At 55.9% G+C, this 12,811-nt stretch carries 12 protein-coding genes; 7 read left to right on the top strand and 5 right to left on the bottom strand.

Going from position 1 to position 12,811, the window contains the following annotated elements; all coding sequences use genetic code 11:
- Window positions 1-113: 113 nt before the first annotated feature.
- Together lipA and IEX96_RS02040 are read left to right on the top strand one after the other, a co-directional pair.
- Entirely contained in the window at window positions 114-1,046 is a 933-nt protein-coding gene (gene lipA, locus IEX96_RS02035; RefSeq protein ID WP_150005895.1) for a lipoyl synthase, read from the top strand.
- A gap of 19 nt (window positions 1,047-1,065) precedes the next feature.
- Window positions 1,066-1,512 (top strand): type II toxin-antitoxin system RatA family toxin, encoded by a 447-nt coding sequence (locus tag IEX96_RS02040; RefSeq protein ID WP_188873388.1) that lies wholly within the window; start codon window positions 1,066-1,068, stop codon window positions 1,510-1,512.
- On the opposite strand, the gene IEX96_RS02045 is transcribed toward IEX96_RS02040, so the two are convergent.
- The 5 genes from IEX96_RS02045 to IEX96_RS02065 all read right to left on the bottom strand — a co-directional run bounded on the left by IEX96_RS02045 (window position 1,513) and on the right by IEX96_RS02065 (window position 5,263).
- Window positions 1,513-2,532 (bottom strand): hypothetical protein, encoded by a 1,020-nt coding sequence (locus IEX96_RS02045; protein ID WP_188873389.1) that lies wholly within the window; start codon window positions 2,530-2,532, stop codon window positions 1,513-1,515.
- 102 nt (window positions 2,533-2,634) lie between these two features.
- Window positions 2,635-3,129 (bottom strand): CinA family protein, encoded by a 495-nt coding sequence (locus IEX96_RS02050; protein WP_150005899.1) that lies wholly within the window; start codon window positions 3,127-3,129, stop codon window positions 2,635-2,637.
- A complete protein-coding gene (locus tag IEX96_RS02055; RefSeq protein WP_150005900.1) occupies window positions 3,126-3,542 on the bottom strand; it encodes a VOC family protein in 417 nt (138 codons plus the stop codon). The genes IEX96_RS02050 and IEX96_RS02055 overlap by 4 nt, the downstream gene beginning before the upstream one ends.
- A 46-nt stretch (window positions 3,543-3,588) precedes the next feature.
- Window positions 3,589-4,068, bottom strand: coding sequence for a phosphatidylglycerophosphatase A family protein (locus IEX96_RS02060; protein WP_150005901.1), 480 nt, complete (start codon window positions 4,066-4,068; stop codon window positions 3,589-3,591).
- A 10-nt stretch (window positions 4,069-4,078) separates the two neighbouring features.
- A complete protein-coding gene (locus IEX96_RS02065; protein ID WP_150005902.1) occupies window positions 4,079-5,263 on the bottom strand; it encodes a bifunctional 2-C-methyl-D-erythritol 4-phosphate cytidylyltransferase/2-C-methyl-D-erythritol 2,4-cyclodiphosphate synthase in 1,185 nt (394 codons plus the stop codon).
- 52 nt (window positions 5,264-5,315) lie between these two features.
- On the opposite strand from IEX96_RS02065, the gene dusB reads away from it, so the two are divergent.
- From dusB to ntrX, 5 genes are all read left to right on the top strand, one after another.
- Window positions 5,316-6,317 carry a tRNA dihydrouridine synthase DusB gene (dusB, locus tag IEX96_RS02070; protein WP_188873390.1) on the top strand — a complete coding sequence of 334 codons (1,002 nt, stop codon included), beginning with the start codon at window positions 5,316-5,318 and terminating at the stop codon, window positions 6,315-6,317.
- A 1-nt stretch (window position 6,318) separates the two neighbouring features.
- Window positions 6,319-7,482, top strand: coding sequence for a two-component system sensor histidine kinase NtrB (locus tag IEX96_RS02075; protein ID WP_150005903.1), 1,164 nt, complete (start codon window positions 6,319-6,321; stop codon window positions 7,480-7,482).
- Complete coding sequence (ntrC, locus tag IEX96_RS02080; RefSeq protein WP_150005904.1) at window positions 7,475-8,920, top strand: nitrogen regulation protein NR(I); 1,446 nt, start codon at window positions 7,475-7,477, stop codon at window positions 8,918-8,920. Before IEX96_RS02075 ends, ntrC begins: the two co-directional genes overlap by 8 nt.
- 109 nt (window positions 8,921-9,029) lie before the next feature.
- Window positions 9,030-11,354, top strand: coding sequence for a sensor histidine kinase NtrY-like (locus IEX96_RS02085; protein WP_229773466.1), 2,325 nt, complete (start codon window positions 9,030-9,032; stop codon window positions 11,352-11,354).
- 33 nt (window positions 11,355-11,387) lie between these two features.
- Window positions 11,388-12,785: a nitrogen assimilation response regulator NtrX gene (gene ntrX / locus IEX96_RS02090; RefSeq protein ID WP_150005905.1), complete on the top strand. Its 1,398-nt coding sequence runs from the start codon at window positions 11,388-11,390 to the stop codon at window positions 12,783-12,785.
- Window positions 12,786-12,811 lie beyond the last annotated feature (26 nt).

Here is a 12,811-nt window from a genome sequence, read left to right on the forward strand (position 1 = left end):
AAGGCGTGGCCATACCAGATTGCATGGCTGATCTTTGCACCTTGCCTCTTTGTTTTTAGGGGCAGGGGGCTTATGTTGGCCCCATAGCCAGTTCCTTGGACCGGGATTTTTTTATGAGTGATGTAACGCCCATCCGCGACAATAAAAGCTACAAACGCAAGCCCGATTGGCTGCGCGTGAAAGCGCCCATGTCGAAGGAATTCGGCGAAACCAAAAAGCTCATGAAGCGCTTGGGGCTGAACACCGTATGCGAAGAGGCTGCGTGCCCCAATATCGGTGAGTGCTGGCAGAAAAAACATGCGACGGTGATGATTTTAGGGGATATTTGCACGCGGGCCTGCGCCTTTTGCAATATCAAAACCGGCATGCCGGGCAAGGTGGACCCATTGGAGCCGGTGCATGTGGCGGAAGCCTGCGGTGAAATGGGGCTGGAGCATATCGTTATCACCTCGGTTGATCGGGATGATCTTGACGATGGCGGCGCAACCCAATTCGTGCGGGTGATCGAGGAATTGCGCAAACGCGCCCCCAATACCACCATTGAAATCCTCACCCCTGATTTCCGCCATAAAACCGGCGCGATCGAACGGGTGGCCGAAGCCCGCCCCGATGTGTTCAACCACAATCTGGAAACGGTGCCGCGCCTTTATCCCACCATCCGCCCCGGCGCACGCTATTTCAATTCCTTGCGGCTTTTGGAAACGGTAAAGCGGGTAGACCCGTCGATCTTCACCAAATCCGGGATCATGGTGGGTTTGGGGGAAGAACGGTTGGAAGTCAGCCAGGTGATGGATGATATGCGCTCGGCGGATATCGACTTCCTGACCATTGGCCAGTATTTGCAGCCCACACCGCGCCATGCGGCGGTGGACCGCTTTGTTACCCCTGATGAATTTGCCAATTATGAATCGCTGGCACGCTCCAAAGGCTTTTTGATGGTATCCGCGTCGCCACTAACCCGGTCAAGCTATCATGCCGGTGAGGATTTCGCGCGTATGCGTAAAGCGCGGGAAGAAAAGCTGGCCAAGACGGCAAGACAAGACTAACCGGGTTTCAGCCAGCCTTATGCCTCATCACGAAGAACGCAAATATCTGCCCTATAGCCCGGAACAGATGTTCAATCTGGTTGCCGATGTGGAGGCATATCCGGAGTTTTTGCCTTGGCTTGTGCGCGCACGGGTATATGACCGGCGGGAAAACAGTTTTCAGGCTGATTTGATCGTGGGGTTCAAGGTGTTCAAGGAACGCTTTACCTCCCGCGTGACTTTAGATAATCCGCGCCATGTGCGGGTGGATTATATCAAAGGCCCCTTGCGCTATCTGCACAATGACTGGACCTTCCATGATGTGGAAGATGGTGGCTGTGCCATTGATTTTTGTGTGGACTTTGAATTTAAAAGCCATTTGTTCGAGCGCTTGGCCGGTGCCGTTTTTACAGAAGCCGTGAGCCGCATGGTGCGGGCTTTCGAGCAGCGGGCCGACAAAATCTATGGTCAGGGCTCCACAAGCTGATCACTGCCCCAATGGCCGGGAAATGGCCTGTTCCAAAAGCAATTTCAGCGTAAAAGGCTCGGTTCTATAGCGGGTTTTCCAATCCGTATTCAATCGTTCCAGAATTTGGCTTTGTGCGGCCCCCAGCGCATAGAAGGCCAGAACTTTATCCCGCGCCAGATCGGCTGACCGCAGGCGGCTTTCCATTTGCGCCTGTTGGCGTTTGGCGGTTCTTAGGAAATTCGATTTTTGGCCGTCCAAACCGAAAATCTGCGCGTTTTCAGCCGTTTTCATAAGCATATGGATCTGAAACGCATCTGCTGTGCCTTCTTGCCATGCTGTAAAGGCGGCCCATCGTGTTGAGCGCGGTCCGGCAATGGCCTCAAAATCGTTCAAGGCATGAATATGGGCTTCCACTCCCTTGTGAAGGGCGCCGTCGTCTGTTGCTTTCAATGCAGAAAGGGCGGTGCGCCCAACTTTATCAAAGGCTTCATTCAAAGACTTGTCTGCGAAGGGAAAATCATAATCGGTCATCCATGCGCCGGCACTATCGCCCGGTTCGGCAAGGCCAAGACTTTCCGCCTCAACACGGTAATCGGGCCGGGACATCTGATATTGATGGAAATGTTCGTGCAACCAAATGCCGATCCATAGGGCAAAAGGTTCGGCGCTATAGGGGGAGCCGATAATCACGGTCGGCGTTCGGCCAAAGGTGGTGAAGGCGCGGATGCGATAAGGATTATGCGGCGTTTTTGTCAAATGAATCGGGCAATCCAGCAGGTCTTCGCTCTGTCGCTCAAACCCTTCGGGGGCATCATCCAAACAGATGATCGCCTGTTCATCTGGAGCGATCAGCAAGGTGGTGCGTGACGCCTTGGCCATGTGCGGCCAGTCTTGTTCGCCAAATTCCGTGGCGATTTTCATGGCCAGACCGAGATTGAGACGGTCGCCCGCCGAAACGGTCTGCGCGTCCACCTTGAACGGCAGGCTGGAAAGCATCAAGGCAAGGGTGAGGGCGGCGCGGCGCGTATATGAACTCATAAGATACAAGATAAGGGCAATTTCCCCCACATGCAGCACACAAGCCGGTGAGACTCGCTATACCGAAGGCCACCCCCGGGTTTTCGCCAACAAGGGTGGAGATCAGTGCGTGGGCGTTAACAGGCGGATTGCTTGCCGAACGGTTTCAAGGCGAATGTCGTGACGGCCTAAATCGCCGAAGCGGTGTTCTTGTGCGATTGTTTGGCCCCCTCTGTGCGCCAGCCCAAACCACACAAGGCCCACAGGCTTGTCCGGCGTGCCACCGCCGGGGCCTGCAATGCCGGTAACAGATACGGCCATATCGGCGCGGGAATGGCCGAGCGCCCCTTCCGCCATAGCGCGGGCCACAGGCTCTGATACCGCTCCATGGGTTTTGAGCAAGGATGGCGCAACATCCAACAATTCCATCTTTGCTTCATTGGAATAGGTAATAAAACCCCGGTCGAAAATATCTGACGATCCGGCGATTTCGGTGATCACGCCACCGATCAGCCCGCCGGTGCAGGATTCCGCTGTTGCAACAAGGATTTTACGGGCGCGGCAGGCCGCGACGAGCGCCCGCGCTTCCTCCATCAAACAAGGGGGGAATGTGCTCATTCGCAGGCGTTTTCTTCCTCGTCCTTGGGCTCCCACAGCTCGATCTTGCGGCCATCGGGGTCGATAACCCACGCAAAGCGCCCATAGACCTCATCGACTACATCGCCCACGCGTTCGATGCCTTCGGACTCCAGATGCTTTAAAAGCCCATCCAGATCGGCAACCCGAAGATTGATCATGAAATCGGATTTCGATGGTGCGAAATAATCGCTTTCTCCGGAAAAAGGGCTCCAGATCGTTTGCCCTATTGTCTCCGGATTATCCATATCCCGCCATTTAAAGCCCACCCCGCCATAATTGGGATCAATGGGCATCCTTAATGCCCTTGTGTACCATTCGCGGGTTTTATCTGCGTCGGCGCATTTGAAGAAAACGCCCCCAAGTCCGGTGATATGAGTCGCTGGGCCAGCCATGATTTCCTCCCGTTTCGGGCTTTCAGAAAATAACGATAAATTTATGTTATATGAAAGTCGCGCCCCAATATAGGCCCCACAGCAAGAAGGCGGCGGGTATGGCGGCCAAAAGATCGTCTGCCATGGTGCCCACCCCGCCGGGAAGTTGTTGATCCACCGTGCGGATGGGCCAGGGCTTCAGGATGTCAAACAAACGGAAACAGGCGAAACCAAGGGCATAAAACCGCCAATCGAAGGAAATGTTGGCGAAAAACAGCATGGGCAGGTAAGTCAGCCATTGCCCGGCCACTTCATCGATGACCACCTCTTTGGGATCGTGCCGCCCGCTTAGCCGTTCATAACCTTCTGCTGCCCAAATGCCGATGGTGCTCACCAGCAATGTACCGGCAACAAGCCACCAAATGCCCAAATATTCCACAATGGGAAAGGCCAGCAAGGCGGCGGCTAATGACCCCCATGTACCGGGGCCGGGCTTTAAAAAACCAATGCCGAACAATGTGGCGATGGCGCGGGCGAGAAGGGGCATGGGGATATTCCTATTCCAAAGACGGGAGCAGCAAAGTGGCGGTTGCCTGCGCAGCGATACCCTCGCGGCGGCCGGTAAACCCCAATTCTTCTGTGGTCGTGGCTTTTACTGAAACACGCGCCTCCGCTACCCCAAGAATTTCTGCAATGCGTGTGCGCATGGCGTTCTTGTGGGAACCGATTTTAGGGCGCTCGCAGATCAATGTCACGTCACAATGGGTGATGCGTCCACCGGCTTTTGCCACCAAATCACCGGCATAGCTGAGAAATTTATCCGAGGCCGCCCCTTTCCATTGCGGATCGTCGGGCGGGAAGTGGGTGCCGATATCTCCATCGGCCAATGCGCCCAAAATGGCATCGGTAAGCGCGTGCAGTCCCACATCCGCATCGGAATGGCCTTTTAATTTGGCGCTATGGGGCACCTTCACGCCGCATAACCATAAATGGTCCCCCGGTTCAAAGCGGTGCACATCAAAGCCATTGCCGGTGCGCGGCTCAAGGGCCACAGAATGGGATGTCTGAAAATCTTGCGGGTTGGTCAATTTGATATTCTCCTCATCCCCTTGGGCAAGACGCACCTTAAGGCCGACAAATTCCGCAACGGCGGCATCATCGGTCAAATCCAGATTCTTGTCCGCTACCTGCCGATGCGCGTTCAGGATCGGCCGATATGGAAAGCCTTGCGGTGTTTGTGCACGCCAAAGCAGGTCACGCGGCACCGTGGTTTCAATATAATCCCCATTGGCCCGCTTGATGGTGTCTGTCACGGCAAGGGCAGGGATCGCCCCGGTTTGCGCATCCACCGCGTCGATCACCCGGTCAATAACGGCTTGCGAGATAAAACACCGGGCCGCATCATGTATCAGCACAATGTCTGGCGCACTATCGGCCAGAGATTCAAGCCCTGCACGCACCGATGCCTGCCGGGTTGCGCCGCCATGGGTTGGTGGAGCAATGTCAAAATCGCGGGCGGCCTCGTCATAAAAGGCCCGGTCATCGGGGTGAATGACAACACGCACGCTATCAATGCGTTCATGGCAGGCAAAAGCGCGGATGGTTTTGCTCAAGACATAATCGGTTCCCAGCTTGCGATATTGCTTGGGGATGCCGCCACCGGCCCGGTATCCGCGTCCGGCGGCAACGATCAAAACGGCAATGCGTGGCGGATTTGTTGCATTCACCTGTGACTGTGACATATAGAGTGCTCAAACTTTAGGCATGTTCGGAAATGAAAGTGGACCGCGCATCATGACGCGACTTGCGCCTTCTATAACCATCGGACCGGTCGAGATAAAGGACCCGGTTATCCTTGCTCCCATGTCGGGGGTGACGGATCAACCCTTTCGGCGTCTCGTCAAGCGGTTTGGCACGTCGCTTCTGGTGACGGAAATGATCGCTTCGGAGGCGATGATCCGCGCCACCCGCGACTCAATGAAAAAGGCGCAGGCCACATTGGATGAACGTCCGGTGTCGGTGCAGCTTGCGGGCTGTAAGGCGGAAAGCATGGCGGAAGCGGCCCGGCTGAACGAAGAACTGGGGGCCGATATCATCGATATCAATATGGGCTGCCCGGTGAAAAAGGTGGTGAATGGCTATGCCGGATCAGCCTTGATGCGGGATCTGGACCATGCCGCAAGCCTGATCAAGGCCACGGTGGATGCGGTGTCGGTGCCGGTGACGTTGAAAATGCGCACAGGTTGGGATGATAACAGCCGCAACGCTCCGGAACTTGCCCGCATTGCCGAAGATCTGGGGATCAAGATGATCACCGTGCATGGCCGCACCCGTTGCCAGATGTATCGGGGCCATGCCGATTGGGCCTTTGTGAAAAATGTGAAACAGGCGGTTTCGGTGCCGGTGATCGTCAATGGCGATATCAACACCGTGGAAGATGCCGATAAAGCGCTGGAGCTTTCCGGAGCCGATGGTGTGATGGTAGGCCGCGCCACCTACGGACGGCCCTGGTTTATCAATCAGGTGCGGCATTATCTGAAAACCGGGCAACGCATTGCCGATCCCGACCTTGAAGAGCAAGCGGAACTGGTTTTGGAGCATTACCGCGATATGATCGCCCATTATGGGGAAACGGTGGGCGTGCGGCTGGCGCGTAAGCATCTGGGCTGGTATACGAAGGGCCTTCCTGAATCTGCCGAATTCCGTAATCGGGTCAATCAGATATCCGATTATTCCGAAGTTCTGGATGCGGTCGCGGCTTTCTATAAGCCCTTGCTGAAATCTGCTGCGGCTTAAAATGGCCAGAACCGATGGCGGGCCGGGGAAGGGGAAGCCGGTTGGGGCATCCTCTGGCCCGACCGAAAAATCCCAAAAAGACATTCTCAATGCTTTGCCGCTGGCCATGCTTGTGGTGGATGAAGCAGACGGAATCGGCTTTGCCAATGCGGCCGCCGAAAGCCTGTTCGGCTTGGGTGAAGACAGTTTATGCCGAATGACCATCGCCGATTTGTTCGGCGGAACGGATAATGCCATTACGCCCTTGCTGTCCCGCATCCGCGCCGGATCGGGCGTGGTGGTCGCGCGGGAGCTATCCCTTACCGGCCATTTGGCGGGCATGTTGGCCGATGTGCAGGCCGCGCATATTGCCGATAGGGCCGGTGCCGTATTGCTGGTTTTTGAAGAACGGCGCTTGCCCGGTGTGTTGCAGCGGCGTTCCAATCTGGAAGGGGCGGCGCGTACGGTTTTTGGCCTTTCCGGTATGTTGGCGCATGAAATCAAAAACCCTTTGTCCGGTATTCGGGGGGCTGCACAGCTTTTAGAAAAACAAAGCTCTGGTTCGGGCAAGGATATGGCGATCTTGATCCGTGAAGAGGTGGACCGTATCCATCGGCTGGTGGATCAGTTGGAAAATTTTACCGATGTGCGCCCCTTTACCCGCCGTCCGGTGAATATCCATACGATTTTAAGCCATGTGCGCGATGTGGCATGCAGCGGCTTTGCCAAGCATATACGCATCGTTGAGCACTATGATCCCAGCCTGCCGCCGGTTTTCGGGGAACGGGACCGGCTGGTGCAGATTTTTCTCAATCTGGTGAAAAATGCCGCCGAGGCGGTGCCGGAAAAGGGTGGTGAAATTCATCTGGTGACGGCCTATCGTCATGGTTTGCGTATGCCGATGGCAGAAGGCGGCATTGTTGATTTGCCGGTAGAAGTCACGGTTGCCGATAACGGTCCGGGCATCAATGCCGATCTGAAAGAGCATATTTTTGAGCCATTTGTCACGGATCGGGAAGGTGGCTCCGGGCTGGGGCTGGCGATGGTAGCCAAGCTGGTGGCCGAACTTGGCGGCATTGTGGAACTGGATGCAGGCATGGAAAAGCAGGTTGCCGGGGGTGGCGGCGCACGCTTTACCTTATTATTTGCTGCCGCGACCGGGGCGGAGGGGGAAGACAATGCATGAGCCGATCAGGGTTTTGGTGGCCGATGATGATCGGGCGATCCGGCTGGTTGTGAAGCAATCATTAGAGGCGTGTGGTTGTACAGTCACGCTGGCCGAAAATAGTACACAGCTTTGGGAGCATGTTTTAGCCGCCGGATTTGATGTTCTGGTGAGCGATGTGCTGATGCCTGATGGCAATGGCCTTGATCTTCTTCCCAAAATTCGTGACCTGCATCCCCAGATGCCGGTGATTGTGATGAGTGCACAAAACACCTTGATGACGGCTGTCACGGCCACACAGCGCGGCGCTTTCGATTATCTGGCCAAGCCCTTTGATCTGGATGAACTGGAGCGCACGGTTTTAAGCGCGGCCAGGGAAGCCCGGCAAAATGCGGTGCAAACCCCCAAGGATGAAGCGCAAGCGGATATACCGTTGATTGGCCGGTCGGCTGTGATGCAGGATTTATATCGGGCTATGGCGCGGTTGATGCCCACCGATCTGACGGTCACCATCACAGGGGAATCCGGCACCGGCAAGGAACTGGTGGCCCGCGCCCTTCATGATATGGGGCACAGGCATAAAGGGCCGTTTGTGGCGGTCAATATGGCGGCCATCCCGAAAGATTTGATCGAAAGCGATCTGTTCGGCCATGAACGCGGTGCATTCACAGGCGCCAATAGCCGCGCTGTCGGGCGGTTCGAGCAGGCCAATTCCGGCACATTGTTTCTTGATGAAATCGGTGACATGCCGATAGAGGCACAAACCCGCCTGTTGCGGGTTTTGCAAGAAGGCGAATTTACCATGGTGGGCGGAAGCACGCCCATTCGTGCCGATGTGCGCATTATCGCCGCCACCAATAAAGATTTGAAGGCCTTGGTCGCGGCGCATCGTTTCCGCGAAGACCTTTATTATCGTTTGAATGTTGTGCCCTTGACGATCCCACCGCTGCGCGCGCGTTTGAGCGATATTCCCGATCTGTTGGCGCATTTCAACAATCGGGCTGTGGCCCAAGGCTTGCCGGGCAAACGCTTTGACGGGAAAGCCTTGTCTCGTTTGTGTGCATATTCTTGGCCGGGGAATGTGCGGGAACTGGAAAATCTGGTACAAAGACTGTGTGTTCTTGCACCGGAAGAAACCATCGGCGAGGCCACCATTGCGCAGATTCTGGATGCCGAACCGGAATCGGAAAACGGGGCGGGTACTTGGCGCGAAAGCGGATTGAAAGATGCGGTAGAGCATCACTTGACCCGATATTTCAAGGCCCATGGCACGCATCTTCCGCCGTCGGGCTTGCATGCGCGGGTGGTGCGCGAAGTGGAACGGCCTCTGATCGAATTGGCGTTGAAGGCCACCAAAGGAAATCAGCTCAAATCCGCTGAACTGCTGGGATTGAACCGCAATACCTTACGCAAGAAAATCCGCGAATTGGGTATCCATGTGGCCCGCAATGGGTTTTAGGCCGGTAACGTATCAGCGGTGATCCCTTTGCTCTGGTTCGATCATGATAAAGTTGTTGCATTCTTGCACCTGTTGCTGTGTGGTCACATGACGATGGCATGGATAAAGAATGACACATATTTCTGACCAAATATCCGGAGCACAGGCTGGTCCAGAGCAAAAACCTGCGGGTGAGCTTGGGGGCGACCCCGCTGCTGTGCGCCATGCCACAAGGCGGATGACGCGGCTGCGCTTATGGGCGCGGCGTGTGGGATTGGGCCTGAAGCTGGAAATTGCGCTGGCGATGGTGGCCGTGGGGTCTGGCATTGCCACATATATCGCGCTTAGCCGGAAAGGCGCTGCGGCGGATGTGGCCGATGGCCTTGTGGCCACGCTTTTGCTGATCAATCTGATGCTGCTGGTGTCTCTTGCCTTTCTTGTGGCGCGCCGGGTGGTGCGGGTGTGGTTTGCCCGCAAGGAAGGATCGGCGGGATCGCGGTTGCATTTGCGTCTGGTGGCGCTGTTCGCGGCCATTGCTGCGGTGCCGCCCGTTATCATGGCGGTATTGTCGGTGCTGTTTTTGCAATATGGCGTGCAGAACTGGTTTTCCGATTCCGTGCGCGGGGCGCTCAATAACAGCCTTGAAGTTGCCGATGCCTATATCGAAGAGCACCGGCAGAACATCAAGCTGGACCTGATCGCCATGGCCAATGATTTGAATCAGGCGGCCCCACAGGCGGAACGCGACCGGACTTTGCTGCAAACCATGGTTCAGGAACAGGCGCTGTTCCGGTCTTTGCAAGAAGTGATCGTGTTCACCGGCAATGGGCGTATTCTGGCGAAATATTCGTTCAATCTGGATTTGTCGGCCAATCGCGTTCCGGAAACGGTCATGCAACGGGTTAGCGGTGGCGAACAGGTGGTGATTGCCGATCCCGGTGACGATCAGGTGCGGGCCCTTACGCGTCTTGATGGCTTTTATGATGCTTTCTTATATGTGGGGCGTCGGGTTGATCCCCGGGTGACGGCCCATGTGGAGGCGGCGCGGCGGGCGGTGGAAACCTACCGGACGCTTGAGGGGCAGCGTTCTTCGGTGCAGATTCGATCCAATGCGATCTTTATCGTCGTGACCTTGTTGATCTTGCTGGCTGCGGTATGGATCGGCCTGTGGTTTGCCAATCGGCTTGTGGCTCCCATCAGCCGGTTGGTTGAAGCGGCCAACCGTATTCGACAAGGGGATTTGACCGCCCGAGCAGAAGGGCCGGGCGGACCGGACGAGATCGGTGTTTTGTCGCGTACCTTCAACCGCATGACCCGCAAATTGGAAGCGCAAAGACGGGAACTGGTCAGCACCAACCGTGAACTGGATGACCGGCGCAGCTTTTTGGAAACGGTGCTGGAAGGGGTTTCTGCCGGGGTTTTCGGGGTGACGGTGCAAGGGGTGGTCCATTTGCCCAACCGTTCGGCTTGCGACCTTTTGGGGCTGAAACCCGATGATGTTGTGGGCACGCCGCTGCATGTGATTGCGCCGCAAATGGGGCCTCTGCTGGATGAAGCCGCGAAATCCATGCAAGGCACGGCGCAGGCGCAAATCACTGTGATGCGCAAGGAACAGGCGCGGACTTTGTTGGTGCGGGTTGCCGCCGAAGCCGATGGCAAGACGATCAGCGGTTTTGTGGTCACCTTTGATGATGTGACGGATCAATTGCGCGACCAGCGCACCGCCGCTTGGGCGGATGTGGCGCGGCGCATCGCCCATGAAATCAAGAATCCGCTGACCCCCATCCAGCTTTCTGCAGAGCGGTTGCGCCGGAAATATGAACGAGAAGTGGTGACAGATCCCGGCGTGTTCACCCAGTGCACCGATACCATCATTCGGCAAGTGGGCGATCTGCGGCGTATGGTGGATGAATTCAGCTCGTTCGCACGGATGCCAGCCCCCAGTTTCCGCGAGGAAAATCTACGCGACATTGTGCGCCAGACGGTATTCTTGCAAGAAATGGGCAATGATGACATTCGCTATCATCTGAGCGTGCCCGATGACGCGGTGGATTTGGTGTGCGATGGGCGGTTGTTGGCGCAGGCCCTGACCAATCTGTTAAAAAATGCCCATGAATCCATCTCCGGGCGCTTTTCAGATGGTGACAAAACACCCGGCGAGATTGCCATTTCTTTGACGCAGGATGAAGACGCTGTGACGTTGGCTGTTTGTGATAATGGGCGCGGCTTGCCCGAAGACCGGGATCGCTTGGTTGAACCCTATGTGACCACACGGGCAAAAGGCACAGGGCTGGGCCTCGCCATTGTGAACAAGATCGCTGAAGAACATGGAGGAACGTTGATTTTGGCCAATGGCCCCAAAGGCGGGGCTATTGTGTCTTTGTGCTTTTCCATGACCCGACTTCGTAAAAAACTGAACGAACCAAAGAAACAAGACGCATATGCGGCGCAGTAATTTGCCGCATAAAGTAACAAGGAGTACGCGCTGATGGCGCTTGATATCCTGATTGTTGATGATGAAGCCGATATCCGCGATCTGGTTGCTGGTATATTAAGCGATGAAGGCTATCAAACCCGTGTCGCCCATGATTGCGACAGTGCTTTGGCGCAATTGGAAGCGCGGCGACCATCTTTGGTGATTCTTGATATTTGGCTGCAAGGAAGCCGCTTGGATGGGCTTGAGGTGCTGGAGCTTATCAAGCGTCGCCATCCTGATTTGCCGGTGGTTATCATTTCGGGCCATGGCAATGTGGAAACGGCTGTTTCCGCCATCAAGCGCGGTGCCTATGATTTTATCGAAAAACCGTTCAAGTCCGACCAGTTACTGTTCATTGTTTCGCGGGCAACGGAAGCGGAAGAATTGCGCCGGGAAAATGAAGATCTCAAGCGCCGCGTGGGGCTGGTGTTTGAACTGACCGGTGATTCCGCCGCCATTCACACGGTGCGTCAATCCATTGAAAGGGTGGCCCCCACCAATTCGCGGGTGCTGTTTTCCGGCCCTCCCGGTTCGGGAAAGGAAGTGGCGGCGCGGTTGTTACATGCCCGGTCCAAGCGGTTTCGTGCGCCTTTTGTCATTGTGTCGGCAGCCTCGATGGAGCCGCAGCGCATGGAACAGGAACTGTTCGGGGTGGAGCGCGATGGCGGTCTGGTGAAAACGGGTTTGTTTGAACGCGCCCATGGCGGTACTTTGTTTATCGATGAAGTATCGGATATGCCCACCACCACACAGGCAAAAATCCTGCGGGTACTGACCGAACAAACCTTTGAACGGGTGGGGTCCAATACCCGCGTGCAAGTAGATGTCCGTGTTGTTTCGGCATCTAGCCGGGATTTGCGTCGGGAAATCGAATTGGGCCGGTTTCGGGAAGACCTGTTTCACCGCTTGTCCGTGGTGCCGATCCGCGTGCCGTCTTTAAGTGAGCGGCGTGAAGACATTCCGCTTTTGGCCGACCATTTCGTGAAGGCTGTCGCTGCGGCGAACGGGCGCCTTGCGCTTGATTTTGCCGAGCCTGCGCTGGCGGCACTTCAGGCTTATGATTGGCCGGGCAATGTGCGCCAGCTTCGCAATGTGATCGAACGGATGTTGATCATGGCTCCCGATGGGAAGGATGCTATTGATCTGGGCATGCTGCCTGCGGATATCACCAGCGATGCCGATGATCTTTTGCATGGCGGTGGAGACGTGCCCTTGATGACCCTTCCTTTGCGTGAAGCGCGGGAAGTGTTTGAAAAGGAATATCTGCGCGTCCAGATCACCCGCTTTTCCGGAAATATATCGAAAACAGCCAATTTTATCGGTATGGAGCGCAGTGCTTTGCACCGGAAGCTCAAGAATTTGGGGCTGACAACACAAGAACGGCGTTTGGGTGAGGACGAAAGCGTTTAAGGTGGTCCGATCAACGCCCATCGATG

Origin of the sequence: Iodidimonas muriae, from assembly GCF_014647255.1 — a bacterium.
In the GTDB taxonomy this organism is placed as follows: domain Bacteria; phylum Pseudomonadota; class Alphaproteobacteria; order Sphingomonadales; family Rhodothalassiaceae; genus Iodidimonas; species Iodidimonas muriae.